The following is a 16,975-nucleotide window of genomic DNA, read 5'->3' as shown; positions in this document are numbered from 1 at the left end:
GCGGCGACGGCAGGCGCTATGCTCCCCGGCGATGAAGACTTTCGCTGCTCTCGGATCGGAGGTCCCGTTCGCCCAAGGTGAGTGCTGATGCTCACTCACACCGCGAACGAGGACGACTCCCGCTTCTCCTTCTGGCGGCGCGTACGCGAGTACGCCGTGCCGCCCTCCATGATCGAAACCGCCACCGCGCGCCGACTGGCCGGCGACTGGGCCGGGGCCTGCGCCGCCGCCAACGTCGAGGTGGACTTCCGGCTGCGGGACGTCTCGCGCACCCATGGCCGGCAACTGGCCGACCGGGTACGCGAGGACCTGCGCCGCCTGGCACCGGACCTGCTGCGCTGGCACCTGCCCAGAACCGCACCCGACGGACTGCTGCGCGCCGGGCTGACCGTGCCGCTGGCCCGCTACCCGGGCGAGCGACCGGTGCACCTGGTGGTCCGCACGCCGCCCGCCTGGGCGGAGTACGGACAGCGGATCAGCCTGGCACTGTGGGACGGCTCGGACCCGAGCTCCGACCCGAACTCCGGGCCTGGCCCCGGTTCCGGCCCCGGCCTCGGCTCCGCCCCGCACCCCCATCCGCGCCCCAGCCGCCGCTACCGGCTCGACCTGCACCGGCACCTGTGGGACGCGGATCGCAGCGGTGAGTTGGCACCGCGGTCCACGGCCGATCCGCTGACCGGCCTGCCGGACTCCGCAGCCGATCCGCCAACCGGCCTGCCGGTCACGGGAGTCGGCCCACGCGGCCTGCGCCCCGCCGTCGACCGCTGGGCCGCCGAGGCCGAACTGCTGCTGCACGCCGAGGGACTCCCCCCGGGGCCCGTCGCGGTACGGCTCGGGCGGCACCGACGGCTGGTGCTCGGGCCCGGCACCGGCGTCGAGGACGCCACCGGGGACGTCCGGGCGCTGCCGCTGCTGCCGGACGCCGCGACCTGGGTGCCGCCCGACGTCGACCTGCTGCGCAGCGGGGCGATCACGCCGGACCGGCTGCATCCGCTGGTCGCGGCCGCGCTGGCGCCCGGGCACCGGGCCGAACCACAGCCCCAACCACCGCCCGGGCACCGGATGGTGGAGTGTCGCGGCGCCCGGCACCGGATCGCGGTGATCGACGGGGTGCTCACCGCGATCGACCACGACCCGGCCCAACTGCGCCGCGAGGAGCTGCTGGTCGCGCTGTCCGGCACCCCGTTGCCCTGTCTGCGCGCGATCGACCAGGCGCACCGCGAGCCGGCCGAACTGGCCGGTGTGCGGGAGCGGTTGAACCACGGCGACACCGCCGGGGCGCTGGCCGTGCTGGAGGGCCTGCTCGGCCCGCGTGCGGCGCTGCGCGACGGCCCGCTGCGGGACGAGCTCGCGGCGGCGGCGGAACGCCGGGTCGCCTACGGCCTCTACCGGTCCGGCCTGACCCTCGACCGGCGGGCCAAGGCCGTGGAGGCCATGACCTCCTACGAGCTCTACCGGTTCGGCCGGTCCCGGTACCAGCGCCGCGGCTACCCGTTCCCGCGGCCGCCCCGCACCGCCACCCGCTGAAGCGCGCGAAGACCCGCGCGGAACCCACTGACTTCCTCCGACCTCCCAAGGTGATCACCCATGCCCACGACCATGCCCATGCTCACGTCCGCACCCACGTCCGCACCCACGTCCGCCCCCACATCGGCACCCACGTCCGCACCGATGCCCACGCCCACCCACGCCCGGCTCGACGTCGCCCGCCAACTGCTCGACCTGCTCGGCGACACCCGCACCGAGCCCCGCGCCGACGACCAACTGGAGGCGCTCACCCTCGCCGTGGCCGCCGACCTGCCGGTGCTGCTCTGGGGCGAGCCCGGCATCGGCAAGACCGCCGCCCTCAACCAGCTCGCCGAGGCCCTGGAGCTGCCGTTGACCACCGTCATCGCCAGCGTCCACGAGCCCTCGGACTTCTCCGGCCTGCCCATCGTCGGCGACGACCCGGCGCAGCAGGGCGTCCCGCTGGCCCCGCCGGACTGGGCGGTGCGGCTGGTCCGGGCCGGCCGCGGGCTGCTGTTCCTGGACGAGTTGTCCACCGCGCCGCCCGCCGTCCAGGCCGCGCTGCTCCGGCTGGTCCTGGAGCGGCGCATCGGCGCGCTCCAACTGCCGCCGGGCGTACGGATCGTGGCCGCGGCGAACCCGCGCTCCTCGGCGGCCGACGGGTGGGAGCTGAGCCCGCCGCTGGCGAACCGGTTCGTCCATCTGCAGTGGGTGCACGACCACGAGGTGGTGGTGCGCGGGCTCGGCGGGGTGTGGCCGGTCGCCACCCTGCCGCGGCTCGATCCGGCGGAGCTGACCGCCGCGGTCGCGCTCGCCCGCCGGGCGGTCTGCGAACTGCTGACCGTTCGACCGGAGTTGGTGCACCGGATGCCCACCACCGAGACCAAGCGGGGCGGGGCCTGGCCGTCTCCGCGCAGCTGGGACATGACGCTGCGGCTGATCGCCTTCGCCACCGCGGCCGGCTCCTCCCGGGAGGTGCTGTCGCTGCTGGTCCGGGGCACGGTCGGGGACGGTCCCGGGCTGGAGCTGATGGCGAGCATGGACCGGATGGACCTGCCGGACCCAGAGCAGCTGCTCGCCGACCCTGCGGACGCGGTGCTGCCCGAGCGCGGGGACCTGCGCCAGGTGGTGCTGGACGGGGTGGTGGCCGCGGTGCGCAACCGGCCGGAGCGGGCGCGCTGGGACGCGGCCTGGGCGCTGCTGGTGCGGGCGATGGCGACCGGCGCACCGGATGTGCTGGTCGTCCCGGCCACCACGCTGGCCTCGCTGCGCCGGGAGGACTGGGAGGTCCCGGCGGCGATCGAGCACCTGGCCTCGACGGTGGCGCTGTCCCGGCGGGCCGACCGCGCCGCGGTGCGCGTCGCCGCCCGGACCGACGTGACGGTCCGATGAGCGCGGGCAGCACGCCGCCGGACACCGGCTGGAGCGCCCGGCCCGCCCCCACCCCGCTGGACGTCGGCAGGCGTGGCAGAGCACTCACCGCCAGCCGACCGGCCGAACCGACCGCCGCCCCACCGGACGCCCGCCCACTGGACCTCGGCAAGCTGTACGCCGCCCGGCTGCAGGCCGTCCGGGCCCGCCCCTACCTGGCGACGGCCCTGTTCGCGCTGCACCTGGTGGAGTCCCGGCAGGTGCCGACGATGGCCGTGGACCGCCACTGGCGCTGCTACGCCTCGCCCGGCTTCGTCGAGCGCACCCCGGTGGAGGACCTCGCCTCGGTCTGGGTGCACGAGGTCTCGCACCTGCTGCGCGACCACCACGGCCGCAGCGACCGGCTGGCCCGCGAACTCGGGCTGACGGGCTCCGCGGACCGGCTGCGGATGAACATCGCCGCCGACTGCGAGATCAACGACGACGCCTTCGGGGACGGCCTGGTCACGCCGGCCGGCGCGCTGACGCCGGCGCTCCTCGACCTGCCGGCGGGCGAGCTGATGGAGGACTACGTCCGCGGTTTCGGCTTCGACCTGCGCCGCCTGAACCTGGCCTGGCTGGACTGCGGCAGCGGCGCCGACGGCGTGGACCGCCCCTGGGAGCTGGGCCCGGACGGCGCCCACGGGCTGACCGCCCAGGAGCAGGACGCCGTGCGCTTCCGGGTCGCCGAGGGCATCCGGGGCCGCCCGGGGAACGCCCCGGCGGGCTGGCGGCGCTGGGCCGAGGAGGTGTTCCACCCGCCGCAGCCGTGGCGGCAGTTGCTGGGTGCGGCGATGCGCTCGGCGGTGTCCGGGCCGGGCGCGGGCGGCGACTACAGCTACGGCCGCCCGGCCCGCCGCTCGGTCGGGCTCCCCGGTGTGGTGCTGCCGAGCCTGCGGCGGCGTCCGCCCCGGGTCTCGGTGGTGATCGACACCTCGGGGTCCGTCTCCGACCAGGAGCTGGGCAGCGCGCTGCTGGAGGTCGCGGCGATCGGGCGGGCGGTCGGCGGGCGGCACGACCTGGTCACCGTGCTGTCCTGCGACGCGGCCCTCCAGACGGCCACCGCGCTCTGCCGGGCGGCCGGCATCCCGCTGGTCGGCGGCGGGGGCACCGACCTGCGGACGGGCTTCGCGGCGGCGCTGCGGACCAGGCCGCAGCCGGACGTCGTGGTGGTGCTGACCGACGGGCAGACGCCATGGCCGGCCGTCCCGCCGTCCTGCCGCACGGTGGTGGGGCTGTTCCGACGGCCGGCCCGGTACAACGAGAACAACGGCGAGTACCGGCCCGACACGCCGCCGGACTGGGCCCGGGTGGTCCACCTCGGCTGAGGCCGGGGACCGCGCCCGGAGGCCTGCGCCTGGACCTGGGCGCGCCGGCCGCGCGCGGGCGGCTCGTGGAACAACCGCCGGACGCACCCGGGCCGACTCTCCCGGCGGGACCGGGCGGAGGAGCACCGAGCACCTCCGCCCGTCGTCAGGAGCCGTCAGCCGTCCAGCCGTCCAGCCGTCCAGCCGTCCAGCCGTCAGCCCACCATGGCCGCCAGCACGCTGCGCCAGTCCTCCCCCGGCTCCGGCCGCAGCGCGGCGGCCAGGGTCTCGGCCCGGTAGTGCCACGGGCGCCGCAGCTCCGGGTCGGCGTCGGGGCGCTGCTCCACCGTGCCGGCCGTGCCGAGCAGCCGGATCAACTCGGTGCCGAACTCCGCCCAGGAGACGTGCCCGGTGATCGCGTTGACGATCCGGCCGGCGGCGGGGCCGTCGGGCAGGGCGCAGGCGGCGAGGGCGCGGGCCAGGGCGGCCGAGTGCACCCAGGCGGCGCCGTTCCACTCGCCCTGGTCGCCGGCGGGCAGGACGATCGGCCGGCCGGCCAGCGCGGCCTGGTAGAGGTCGCCGGTGGAGCCCCAGCGCAGCTGGTCGCGCAGGCGGTGGTGCGGTCCCCAGACGATCGGGGCGCGCACCACGGTGGCCGGGCCGTGGCCGGTGGCTTCGGCGGTCTCGAACAGCATCCGCTCGCAGTCGAGCTTGGCCTGCCCGTACGGGGAGACCGGTGCGCCGCTGGGGCCGCCCTCGGCGACCTCGGTGCCGGGCGGGCGCCCGTAGGCGTCGATGCTGCTGACGAAGACGAACGGGCCGCCGGACCAGCCGTCCAGCAGGGCGCGCATCGCGGCGACGTCGGTCTCGTGCTCGGTGAAGGTGCAGGCGGCGTGGATGACGGCGTCCACGCCCTTGACGGCGCGCTGGAGGCTGTCCAGGTCGCCGAGGTCGCCCTCGGCGATCTCGGCGCCGTGCAGGGCCGGCAGGTGGGCCGACTCCGGGCGGACCAGGACGCGCACCGGCCGGCCCTGGGCCATCAGCTCCTGCAGGACGGCGGCGCCGACGCCGCCGGTGGCGCCGGTGAGCAGCACGGTGCCGGTGCGGGGCTCGCCGCTCGGCCGGGCGCCGGTGCGGGTGAGGGCGGCGCGGCGCTCCTCCTCGCGGGCGCCGAGCAGGGCGGCGAGGGCGCGCGGCGTGCGGTGTTCCAGGACGTCGAGGCCGGTGAGCGGCACTCCGACCCGGGTGCGCAGGCGTTCGGCGAGCTGGACGGCCACCAGCGAGTGGCCGCCGAGGGCGAAGAAGTCGCCGTCGGCGGGCGGGACGCTGCCGAGCAGGTCGCCGAAGGTGGCGCGGACCAGTTCGAGCGGGCCGGGCCGGTCGTCGGTGGTGGTGGGCGCCGGGGCGGGAGCGGCTCCGGGCAGCCGGTCGCGGTCGACGGCGCCGTCCGCGCCGCGCGGGATCCGGTCCAACAGGGTGACGGCCAGCGGCAGTTCGGCTGCCGAGACGGAGCGCCGGAGCAGCGAGCGCAGGTCGGTGCCGCTGGGGGCGACCGGGCCGCGCACCACCGCGTAGGCGAGCGGCGGGCCGTCGGCGGTCTCGACCACGGCCGCGTCGGCCACACCGGGGGCGGCCGACAGCGCCGCCAGCACCGGGTGCCGGACGGCGGAGACCAGGAGGTCGCCGGGCAGTTCGGCGAGCGGGCGGTCCTCGCCCTCGCCCTCGGCCACGGCCCGGAGCACGGCGGCGAAGGCCTCGGCCAGCCGGGCGGCGGTGGCCTCGTCCAGTGCCGCCTGGTCGTGCTGGATCAGGCAGCGCGGCCGCGGGCCCTCCTCCAGCACCAGGGTGAGGTCGAACTTGGCGAGTTCCAGGTCGAGTTCGACGTTCTCGGCGTCGAGGCCGGGCAGCGTCAGCGGGGCGGCGGGCTGGACCAGGTCGCAGCTGACCGAGAGCAGCGGGGTGCCGTCGGCGCCGCGGGCCGCCGCGCCGAGCCGCTCGACCACCAGGTCGAAGGGCACCTGGTGGTGCTGCTGGGCCTCCAGCAGGGCGCCGCGCACCTGGGCGAGCGCCTCGGCGAAGGACTCCTCCCCGGCCAGTTCGGCCCGCACCGCGAGGGTGTTGACGCCCAGGCCGACGGTGCGGCGCAGCTCGGGCCGGGCGCGGTGGCCGCTGGCGCAGCCGAGGGTGAGGTCGTCCTGCCCGGCGGCGGTGCGCAGGGTGGCGAAGGCGGCGGCGAGGACGACGGCGAACAGGGTGGCGCCGTGCCGGGCGCCGAGCTGCCGCAGGCCTTCGACGGTGGCGGCGTCGAGCGGTACGGCGTGCAGCCCGGCGCGGCGGTCGCGGGCGCCGGGGGCGACGGGCCGCAGCAGCGGCAGCGGCCGGGCGCCGGCCAGCTGGGCGGCGAGGGCGTCGGCGGCGGCGGTGAGTTCGGCCCCCCGGGCGCGCTCCTGGCGGGCGTACTCGGCGTACGGCAGGCCGGGCTGCGGCAGTCGGGGCTCGACGCCGTCGCGGGCGGCGGCGTACAGCTCGGCGAGGTCGGCGGCGAGGACGGGCAACGAGCCGCCGTCGACGGCGATGTGATGGATCGTCAGCAGCAGGGTGTGGTCCTCGGGCGCGTGCCGCAGCAGCAGGGCGCGCAGCACCGGCCCTTCGGTGAGGTCGAAGGGGCGGGCGGCCTCGGCCGCCAGCTGCTCCGTGCCGTCGGCGGAGGCGTCCACGACGGCCAGCGGCACCGGTCCGGCCGGCTCGATGTGCTGGTAGGGCTGCTCGCCCCGGCGCGGGTAGCGGGTGCGCAGCACGGCGTGCCGCTCGGTGAGGCCGGTGAGCGCGGTGGCCAGGGCCTCCCGGTCGAGCGCTCCGCGCAGCCGGGTGGCGATCGGGACGTTGTAGAGGGCGCCGCCCTGGCCGAGGTGGTCCATCAGCCACATCCGCTGCTGGGCGTGGGAGAGCGGGGCCGGGCCGGTGTCGGCGGCCGTCGGGCGCTCCGGTGTGGCGGCGGTGGTGGTGCGGCGGTTGCGGGCGCGGCGGAGCAGGTCGTTCTGGTCGCTGGTCATCGCTGGGGTGCTCCCGGGGTGTCGTCGGCGGCCCGCAGGGCGCGCTCTAGCAGTTCGGCCTGGCCGGCCACGGTGGGGTGGCCGAGGAAGTCGGCCAGGGACAGATCGATGCCGAACTCCCCGGCCAGGTCGTCGACGACCCACATGGCGAGCAGCGAGTGGCCGCCCTCGGCGAGGAAGTCGGCGGCCGGGTCGGTGATCGGGCGTTCCAGGGCGCGGCTCCAGGCCTCGGCGACGACCTTCTGGATCGGGGTGAGTTCGGCCTCGGTCGTCGCGCGGTCCGCCGTGGGGTCCGGGGCGGTGGCGAGCGCCCGCCGGTCGACCTTGCCGCTGCCGGTGAGCGGCAGCTCGGCGAGGACGGCCCAGGCGGTGGGCACCAGGTGGGCGGGCAGCCGTTCGCCGAGTCGGGTGCGCAGGGTCTCGACGGCCACCCCGGCGCCCTCGGCGAGGACGACGCAGGCGGTGAGCGCGGCGTCGGGCTGTCCGGCCCGGCGGACCACCACGGCCGCCTCGGCGACCTCGGCGAACCGCAGCAGTGCCTGCTCGACCTCGCCGGGCTCGATCCGGAAGCCCCGGACCTTGACCTGGTCGTCGGTGCGGCCGTGGAACTCCAGTGCGCCGTCGGCGCGTTGGCGCACCAGGTCGCCGCTGCGGTAGGCGCGGCCGCTGCCCGGGAGGTCGCGGAAGCGCTCGGCGGTCAGCTCGGGCCGGTTCAGGTAGCCCTGGGCGAGCCGCCCGCCGCCGATCCAGAGTTCGCCGACGGTGCCGGGCTCGACCGGCGCGAGCCGCTCGTCCAGGACGAGGGCGCGGGCGCCGCCGAAGGGCCGCCCGATCGGGACGGGGCCGCCCTCGCAGTCGGCCGGGGCGATCCGGTGCGCGGTGGTGAAGGTGGTGGCCTCGGTGGGCCCGTAGACGTTGTACAGCTCCAGCCAGGGGAAGGCCCGCAGCACCGCCCCGGCGTACTCGGGGGCGAGCGCCTCGCCGCCGACGGCCAGGGTGCGCAGCACGCCGAAGATCCGGGACTGCTTGGCGGCCAGGTGGTGGAAGAGCGCGGTGGTGATGAAGGCGGTGGTGGCGCCGAACCGCTCGATGTCGCGGACGAGTTCCTCGGCGCTGGGCCGCTCGGCCGGGGAGACGGCGGCGGCCGCGCCGCGGGCGAGCGGGGCCCAGAGTTCGAAGGTGGCGGCGTCGAAGGAGGGGGTGGAGTGGAAGAGCACCCGGTCGCGCGGGCCGAGGGTGAGGCCGTCGGTGGCGGTGACCAGTTCGGCGACGGCGCGGTGCGGGACGAGCACGCCCTTGGGGCGGCCGGTGGAGCCGGAGGTGTAGTAGAGCAGCGCGGGCGCGTCCGGCTCGGCGGCGTCGGGCGCCGCCGCCCCGGTCTCCTCGGTGCCGCGCTCGGTGAGCACCAGGGTGCGTTCGGCGGGCAGTCCGGCGTCGGCGAGCAGCGCCTTGTCGCCGAGGACGAGCCGTACGTCCGCGTCCTCGGTCATCTCGGCGATGCGCGGGCGCGGGTAGGCCGGGTCGAGCGGGACGACGAGGGCGCCGGCCCGCCAGACGGCGAGTTGGGCCACGGCGAACCTGGCGGAGCGGGCGCACAGCAGGCCGACGGCGCTGCCGGGGCCGATCCCGCGGGCGGCCAGGACGGCGGCCAACCGGCCGGAGGCGTCGAGGAGTTCGCGGTAGGTGAGGTAGGTGTCGCCGTCGGTCAGGGCGAGCGCGGTCGGGTGCTGCTCGGCCTGCCGGGCGACCAGGGCGGGGAGGGTGGGGCGGGCGGGCGTCATGACGGGTTCCCTTCCGGGCGCCCCGGCGGTGAGGCCGGGGCGCCGCTGTTCAGGACAGGAGGTTCGGCGGGGGCGGGGCCGGGCGGGTCGACGGAGCCCTCTGCTGCGGTGCACGGCGGCATCGCCCGGGCCCCGCCGGGGGCGGCCCGTACCGGGGGTGCGGGCCGTACCCGGGGTGCGGGCCGCCCCGCACACGGAGTACGAGCCGCTACGCGAGGGACGCGCTGGGCATCCGCTCCTCCACCAGCCGCGCGACCGCCCGCAGGTCGGGCTGGCGCAGCAGCAGGGGGGCGCGCAGCCGCACGCCGTACTCCCCCTCCAGGGACTCCAGCAGTCGGGCGGCGGCGAGCGAGTTGCCGCCCGCGGCGAGGAAGTTGTCGCCCGGGCCGAGGTCGGCGCGGCCGATCAGCTCCCGGCAGAGCTTCAGCACGGTGCGCTCGACCGGGGTCTCACCCTCCTCGCCGACGGCGACCGGGGCGGGCGGCTCGGCGGCGAGCAGCGCCGCGCGGTCCACCTTGCCGTTGGCGTCCAGCGGGAAGGTGTCGACCAGCCGGACCGCCGAGGGCACGGCCTGCTCGGGCAGCCAGGGCCGGACGGCCTCCAGCAGGCTGCCGGGCTCGGTGTCCGTCCCGGTCTGCACGAAGGCGAGCAGCCGGACGCCGGTCTCCGCCGTCTCGGCGGCGACCACGGCGCGGCGCACCCGGGGGTCGCGCTCGAAGGCGGCCTCGACCTCGGCGGGTTCGATCCGCACCCCGCTGACCTTGACCTGGTCGTCCAGGCGCCCGTGGAACTCCAGCACGCCGTCGGCGCGCATCACCACCCGGTCGCCGGTGCGGTAGACCCGGTCGGTGCCGTCCACGCCGGGCGGCACCTCGACGAACCGGCGGGCGGTCAGCTCGGGGTCGAGGTACCCGGCGGCCAGGCCCCGGCCGCCGATCCGCAGCTCGCCGGCCGTGCCTCTGGGCACCGGGCGGCCCTGCTCGTCGGTGACCAGCAGGACGGCGCCGGGGATCGGCAGGCCGATCGGCGGCGCGCCGGCGCCGTGGTCGCCGCCGGGCGCCATGGTGTGCACGGTGGTGGCGACGGTGGCCTCGGCGGGACCGTAGGCGTTGTGGACGGTCGCGGTGACCTCCGGTCCGGGGGCACGGCGCAGCCGGTCGCCGCCGATCACCACGTGGCGCAGGGCCGCCAGCCCGGCCGGCCAGGGCCGGTTGAGGATCGGCTCGGCCAGCGGGGTGGGCAGCAGGGTGGCGGTGATGCCGGCCTCGCCCAGCCAGTCGGTGAGCGCGCCGGAGTCCCAGCGGACGGCCTCGGGGGCGATCACCAGCGCGGCGCCGGAGGTCAGGGTGGCCCACAGCTCCATGACGTGCGGGTCGAAGGCCACCCCGATCAGCAGGCTGTGCCGCTCGCCGGGGCCGAGGCCGGTCAGCTCCCGGTACCAGTGCAGCAGCGCGCCGAGGGCCGGCTCGGTGACGGCGACGGCCTTGGGGGTGCCGGTGGAGCCGGAGGTGAGGACGGCGTAGTGGGTGCCGACGGGCACGCTGACCTGCCCGCCGGGCGTCAGGGCGGCGACCACGCCGGCGCCGGGCTGGTCCCCGGTGGGCTGGTCAGCGGTGGGCAGGTCCAGGGCCAGCCGCTCGCCGCCGGGCGGCAGCACGGCGGCCTCGCCGACCAGGCAGACCGGGCGCAGCTGCTCGGCGACGGCCTGCAGGCGCTTCTCGCCGGGGCGCGGGCCGAGCGGCAGGTGGACGGCGCCCAGCTTGGCTATGCCGAGGGTGACGGCGACCAGCGCCGCCGAGTGGCCCAGGCAGACGCCGACCAGGTCGCCGGGGCCGACCTTGCCGCGCAGCGCGGCGGCCACGGTGTCGGCGAGGCGGTCGAGTCCGGCGTAGTCGTAGGTGTGCGCGCCGTCGATCAGGGCGGGCGCCTGCGGGGTGCGGTGCGCCTGGCCGGTGAACAGGTCGAGGACCGCGCCGTCCTGGTGGGGACGGCCGTAGCCGATGCTCAGGGATTCCATCATCGTCTCCAAGTACGTACGAGAAACCGTCAGTTCAGGCCCATGGAACGGGCGATGATCACCTTCTGGACCTCGGAGGTCCCCTCGATGATCGTGGTCATCCGGACGTAGCGGTACAGGAATTCCAGCGGGTGGCCGCGCACCCAGCCGGTGGCGCCGTGGACCTGGAGCGAGCGGTCCACCGCGCGCACGGCGGTCTCGGAGGCGGTCAGCTTGGCGAGCGCCGCGTTCTCGGGCGACTCGGTGCCCTCGTCGACCAGCCGGGCGCAGGCGAGGGTGAGCAGCTTGGAGCACTCCACCTCGGCGCGGGTGGCCACCAGGTGCTCCTGGATGTGCTGGTACTCGCCGATGACCTTGCCGAAGGCGCGCCGCTCCCGGGCGTACTCCACGCCGGCCCGCAGCGCGTACTCGGCGATGCCGTTGCACATCGCGGCGACCACCAGGCGGCCGCGGGAGAGGCTGTCCATGGCCAGGGCGGTGGCCGCGGCGATGCCCTCCTCGCCGCCGATGACGGCCTCCGGGCCGACGGTGACCTGGTCGAGCAGCAGCTCGAACAGCGGCTCGCCGGACATCCCCTCGTAGCGCTGGCCGATCCGCAGACCGGGCTGGTCCATCGGCAGCACGAAGGCGGTGGCCCCGGCGCTCGGGCCCTTGCCGTCACCGAGGTCGGTGGCGGCGACCACCAGGGCGATCCCGGCGTGTTCGGCGTTGCTGACGAAGGTCTTGCGCCCGTTCAGCACCCAGCCGTCGCCGGTGCGCACGGCGGTGGTGGTGAGGTGGAAGGCGTCCGAGCCGGCCTGCGGCTCGGTGAGCGCCAGGCAGCGGGTCTGCTCGCCGCGCACCAACGGGACGAGGTGCCGCTCGACCTGCTCGGGCGTGCCGTGCCGCAGCAGCGGGCTGGGCCCGTCGGAGCCGGCCAGCGCGTACGGGGCGAGCACGCAGCCGCTGCGCCCGGCGGCGTGGTGCAGCAGCACGACGGCGGTGAACGGCATGTCGGAGCCGCCGAGTTCCTCCGGGTAGTCGCCGGCGTAGAAGCCGAGCGCGGCGGAGCGCTTGCGGACGTAGGCCCGCAGGTCGGTCGGGACCTGGTCGGCGGTCTCGGGCAACTCGGCGGCGAGCGGCACGAGTTCGCGGCGGATGAAGCTCTCGAAGGCCTCGACGATCTCCCGGTGGCCGTCCTCCAGGACGGCGGAGGGGGCACTCATGCGCCCACCTCGCTGCGCTCGGCAGGGGCACTCGCCCACGCACGCCTCTTCATGGTTCGCTCGCTGCGCTCGCTCACTTCGCCTCACCCGTGAGGACGCGGGCCTGGTCGGCCAGCACCGCGTGGCGGAACAGGGTGCGCAGCGGCGGGCGGCTGCCCAGGTGCGGCTCCAGGAAGGCGGCCAGCTGGGCGGCGAGCAGCGAGTGGCCGCCGACCTCGAAGAAGTGCGAGTCCGCGCCGAAGCGGTCGTGGCCGAGGACTTCGCGCCAGGCGGCGGCGATCAGCTCCTGGCCGGGGTCGTCGAAGGTGCTGGGCGCGCTCTCCGGCTCCTCCGGGGCCTCCTGGACCAGCCGGGCCAGGGCGGCGCGGTCGGGCTTGCCGCCGGGCAGGGTGGGCATCGCCTCGACGGCCGTCCAACTCGCCGGGACGAGTCCGCCGGGCAGCCGGCGGGCGAGCGCGGCGTGCAGCGCGGTCTGGTCGGGGCGCTCGGCGCCCTCCAGGAAGCCGACCAGGCGGGGGCCGGTCTGCGGGTCGGTGTGCAGCACCACCGCGCAGGAGCGGCCGCCGAGTTCGGCGGAGGCGGCGGCCTCGATCTCCTCCAGCTCGATCCGGTGGCCGCGCAGCTTGACCTGGTTGTCGGCCCGGCCGAGGAAGCACAGCCTGCCCTCGGTGTCGCGGTAGCCGCGGTCGCCGGTGCGGTAGACCCGGGCGCCGCCGAGCGCGGGGACGGTGACGAACCGGGCCGCGGTGGGCTCCGGCAGGCCGATGTAACCCTCCGCCAACAGGCCGCCGCTGACGGCGAGTTCGCCGACGCAGCCGTACGGGAGCGGGCGCAGGGTCTCGTCCAGCACGTGCAGGCGCACGCCGTCGAGTTCGGCGCCGAGCGGGATCTCGCCGTCCGCGGCGACATCGGCCTCGGTGACCTGGTGGACGGTGGAGGTGACGGTGGCCTCGGTGACGCCGTAGGCGTTGAGCACCGTGGTGGCCTCGGTCAGTCCGGCCAGCGCCCGGGCGGGCAGCCGCTCGCCGCCGAGGACGAGCAGTCGCGGCGACCAGCGGCCGTCGCGCAGCGCCTCGCGCAGGTCCTCGCGGACGGCGAGCAGGTAGCTGGTGGGCAGGTTGGCGACGGTGACGCCGCGGGCGGCGAGCACGGCGACCAGCTCGGGCCCGGTGGGCACCTCGCGTTGCGGCACCACCAGCGCGGCGCCGACCGCGAGGGCGGGCAGCACCTCCTCCAGCGACACGTCGAAGGACGGCCGGGCGAACAGCAGCACCCGGTCGGCGGCGGTGAGTTCGTAGCGGGCGGCGATCGCGGCGACGTACCCGGCGAGCGCCTCGCGGCCGACCAGGACGGGCTTGGGCACACCGGTGGAGCCGGAGGTGTGGATGATGTACGCACCGCCCTCCAGGGCGGCGGCGGGCTCGGCCTTCGGGAAGGCGGGGCCGTCCAGCAGCGCCGGGGTGACGCCCTCGGCGGGCAGCGCGAGCGCGCTCTGCCGGGTGGCGAGGACGAGCGCCGGGGCGAGCCGCTCCAGCAGCAGGCCGAGCCGGGCGGCCGGGTCCTCGGTGGACAGCGGCGCGTGCACGGCGCCGAGGCGCAGGCAGGCCAGCAGGGCGACCACGCTGTCGGTGCCGCGCGGCAGCACGGCGGCCACCGGCTGACCGGCGGTGACCCCGGCGGCGCGCATCCGGTCGACCAACTCGCCGACGCGCCGGTCGAGTTCGCCGTAGGTGATGCGTTCGGTGCCGGCCAGCAGGGCGAGCGCGGTCGGGTCGTGGGCGGCGGCCGGGTCGAGCCCGACCGGGGCGATGGGGGCGGCCGGCTCGGCCTCCGGCGCGGGGGCCAGCTCGGCGAGCACCGTCCCGGGGCTGTCCAGGTAGCGGCGCAGCAGCTCCAGCAGGCGCTCGGAGAGCAGCACCGCCCTGGTCTCGCCGAACAGGTCGGCGTCGTAGTCCCAGATCAGGGTCATCCCGGCGGCGCCGTGCTTCTCGCCGACCACCCGGCGGTCGTCCGGCAGCAGCACCAGGTCGAGGTCGAAGCGGGTGGTGCCGGTGTTGAAGCCCTCGTACAGCGAGACGTCGAGGCCGGGCGCCTGGACGTCGGGCAGCGCGGCGTCGTGGGCGCTGAACATCACGTTGAACAGCGGGTTGTCGGCGCCGCCGGTGTGCAGCCCGAGGCGGCGGGTGAGCTCCTGGACCGGCAGGTCCTGGTACGGCAGGGCGCGCATCAGGACGTCGGTCACCTCGTCCACCGCGTCGGTGCCGGAGGCGGACGGGTCCAGCCGCAGGCGCAGCGGCACGGTGTTGACGAACATGCCGACGGTGCCCTCGAAGCCCTCCGGGCGGTTGCCGACGGCGGTGCCGACGGTCACCTCGTGGTGGCCGCTGTGCCGGCGCAGCAGTTCGGCGAACAGGGCGAGCAGGGTGCTGAACGGGGTGTGGCCGTCGGCCTTGCTGCGCTCGCGCAGCCGCTCGGCGAGGTCGGCGCCGATCGCCTGGCGCAGCTGTCCGCCGCGGTGGCGGCGCTCGACGCCCGGCCGGGCCAGTCCGGGCAGGGTGACCTCGCGCGGGGCGTCGGCCAGCTCCTTGGTCCAGAAGGCGAGGGCGCGCTCGCGGGCCTGCGGGTCGGCCTCGGTGCGGGCGTGCTGCTCGTACGAGGGGGCGGTGCCCAGCTCGTAGGGCTGGTCGAGGACGTGGGCGCGGTAGACGGTGAACAGGTCGCGCAGGAAGATCGCGAAGGAGTGGCCGTCGTGGACGAGGTGGTGCTCGACGTGGATCAGCCGGTGGTGGTCGTCGGCGAGCTTGACCAGGTGCCAGCGCAGCAGCGGCGCCCGCTCGGTGTCCAGCGGCTCCTCGGCCTCGGCGGCGAGCAGCGTGCGGAACGCGGCCTCCGGGTCGGCCTCGGCGGAGTAGTCGCTGTGCCGCAGCTCCGGCGGGCAGTCCTCGGCGACCCGCTGGCCGGGCAGGCCCTCCGGTCGGGGCACCAACTCCAGCCGCAGGCCCGGGTGCTGGGCCAGGGTGGCGGCGAGCCCGGCGTGCAGGGCGTCCCGGTCCAGGGTGCCCCACAGGTCGAGGACGCCGGTGAAGTTGTAGGCGCGGCTGCCCGGCTGCATCTGCTCGTGCAGCCAGACGATCTCCTGCGACGGAGAGAGTGCGAACATGGATGATTCCCTTGTGTGGTGGGCGTGTCGGCACTTCGGTGGCCGGTTGCGGGCGTGGGGTGGTCCCGGGTGCGGCCGGTGGGGGCGGGCGGCACCGGGGTGAGGGTGCGGCCCGGGGCTTCGGGGAGCGGAACCGTCGGGGGACGGTGGTCTCGGGCGGCCGGAGCCGGAGCGGGGCCGGAGGCCGCGGGGCTTGGAGGACACGGGCCTGGAGGACGCGGGCTTGGAGGACGCGGGCTTGGAGGACTGGGAGGATCGGGCCTAAAAGAGGTGGCGGCGCAGGACGGCGAGCAGGTCGGCGAAGGAGGCCTCGGCGTCGGCGGCCGGGAAGCGCTCGCTGTCCCAGGCCAGGCGCACCGTCAGCTCGTCGCCGTGGGAGGCGGAGACGGCCATCGGCGCGGCGAGCGGGCGTCCGGCGAGGTGGACCTCCCGGCCGGGCACCCCGCCGAGCACCAGCGCCGGGCGGCGCTGGAGGTCCTCGAAGGTGAGCATCGCGTCCAGCGCGCCCGACCAGGGGGACCCTGCGATGCGGGCGGCCCGGACCACCTCGTCGAACGGCGTGCCGGCGTGGTCCAGGTCGTCCCACCAGTCGTCGCAGAGCGCCTCCAGGTCGGTGGCGGGCTGCGTCGGCACGGCGTGCACCAGGGTGTTGAGGAAGCATCCGAGCACGGCGGGCGCCCCGGGCGGGCGGCCGCCCCACGGGTAGCCGAGCGCGAGCGGGCCGTCCGCGCGGTGCAGCCGACGGGCGGCGGCGCCGACGGCGTCCAGCAGGGCGGGGAAGACGGCGCTGCGGGCGGCCGCCTCGACGGCGGGCAGCCGCTCGGTGAGCATGCCGGTGACCGTCGCGGCGCCGCCGCCCGCCCCGACCATGCCGCCGAGCCGGCGCCCCCAGTGGGCCTGGGCGGCGGGCCCGGCGGCGGACTCCTCGGCGGCCAGCTGGAGCTCCACGGCCTCCCGGAAGTCGGCGACGGCCTGCGCGGCGGGACCGGGCGCGGGCTCCTCGTCGCGCCGGTACGCCTCGGTGAGCTCGCCGACCAGCACCCCGAGCGACTGCTCGTCGCAGGCCGCGTGATCCAGCGCGAGGGCGAGCAACTCCTCGCCGCCGTCCGGCTCCCGGGCCACCAGCAGGCGCAGCGCGGGCCCGTCGACGGGCCAGTCCAGCAGCGCCTCGCGCAGCGCCGTGTGGGTGCTGCCGCCGGGGGCGACGGGGATCCGGGCGACCTCGACCGAGGGGCCACCGGTGCGCAGGACGGGCGTGCCGCGCACGATCGCGAAGGCGCCGCACAGCGCCGGGTGACCGGCCGCGACGGAGGCGGCGGCCCGGCCCAGCCGAGCCAGGTCGAGGGTGCCGCCCGGGTAGGCGAAGAACAGTGGGGCGACGTCGGAGCGGGTCAGCGGCGCGAGTCGGCGGGTGATCAGGAACCGCCGCTGGGCGCCGGTCAGCGGGAGCAGCTCCACCGGGGAGTCGGCGGCGGCGGAGCGGTACCGGGCGAGGTAGGCGGCGGTGATGCTGGCGTGCACGGAACGGTCTCCGGT

General features: G+C 76.8%; 9 protein-coding genes. 3 read left to right on the top strand and 6 right to left on the bottom strand.

The annotated features are described in order from the left end of the window. Positions 1–87 precede the first annotated feature (87 nt). The 3 genes from ACZ47G_RS16375 (at position 88) to ACZ47G_RS16365 (ending at position 4,244) form a co-directional block, all read left to right on the top strand. On the top strand, positions 88–1,527 hold the full coding sequence (locus ACZ47G_RS16375) for a hypothetical protein (RefSeq protein ID WP_465743109.1): 1,440 nt from the start codon (positions 88–90) through the stop codon (positions 1,525–1,527). A 78-nt stretch (positions 1,528–1,605) separates the two neighbouring features. Next, positions 1,606–2,898 (top strand): AAA family ATPase, encoded by a 1,293-nt coding sequence (locus ACZ47G_RS16370; protein WP_465743174.1) that lies wholly within the window; start codon positions 1,606–1,608, stop codon positions 2,896–2,898. Further along, complete coding sequence (locus ACZ47G_RS16365) at positions 2,895–4,244, top strand: vWA domain-containing protein (protein WP_465743107.1); 1,350 nt, start codon at positions 2,895–2,897, stop codon at positions 4,242–4,244. The genes ACZ47G_RS16370 and ACZ47G_RS16365 overlap by 4 nt, the downstream gene beginning before the upstream one ends. Positions 4,245–4,438: 194 nt before the next feature. On the opposite strand, the gene ACZ47G_RS16360 is transcribed toward ACZ47G_RS16365, so the two are convergent. The 6 genes from ACZ47G_RS16360 to ACZ47G_RS16335 form a co-directional block, all read right to left on the bottom strand. Further along, the gene (locus tag ACZ47G_RS16360; RefSeq protein ID WP_465743105.1) at positions 4,439–7,276 is read right to left on the bottom strand and encodes a condensation domain-containing protein; all 2,838 of its coding nucleotides are present in this window, start codon (positions 7,274–7,276) and stop codon (positions 4,439–4,441) included. Then, complete coding sequence (locus ACZ47G_RS16355; RefSeq protein WP_465743103.1) at positions 7,273–9,057, bottom strand: non-ribosomal peptide synthetase; 1,785 nt, start codon at positions 9,055–9,057, stop codon at positions 7,273–7,275. Before ACZ47G_RS16355 ends, ACZ47G_RS16360 begins: the two co-directional genes overlap by 4 nt. 208 nt (positions 9,058–9,265) lie before the next feature. Further along, the gene (locus tag ACZ47G_RS16350) at positions 9,266–11,074 is read right to left on the bottom strand and encodes a non-ribosomal peptide synthetase (protein WP_465743101.1); all 1,809 of its coding nucleotides are present in this window, start codon (positions 11,072–11,074) and stop codon (positions 9,266–9,268) included. Between the two features lie 29 nt (positions 11,075–11,103). Then, on the bottom strand, positions 11,104–12,279 hold the full coding sequence (locus ACZ47G_RS16345) for an acyl-CoA dehydrogenase family protein (RefSeq protein ID WP_465743099.1): 1,176 nt from the start codon (positions 12,277–12,279) through the stop codon (positions 11,104–11,106). Between the two features lie 73 nt (positions 12,280–12,352). Then, on the bottom strand, positions 12,353–15,439 hold the full coding sequence (locus ACZ47G_RS16340) for a non-ribosomal peptide synthetase (protein ID WP_465743097.1): 3,087 nt from the start codon (positions 15,437–15,439) through the stop codon (positions 12,353–12,355). Positions 15,440–15,700: 261 nt separating this feature from the next. Further along, a complete protein-coding gene (locus tag ACZ47G_RS16335; RefSeq protein ID WP_465743095.1) occupies positions 15,701–16,960 on the bottom strand; it encodes a condensation domain-containing protein in 1,260 nt (419 codons plus the stop codon). Between the last annotated feature and the right edge of the window lie 15 nt (positions 16,961–16,975).

It is taken from the genome of Kitasatospora sp. NPDC030952 (assembly GCF_055571335.1).
Note: the sequence above shows the minus strand (reverse complement) of the source record. Positions and strands in the feature narration are given on the sequence as shown.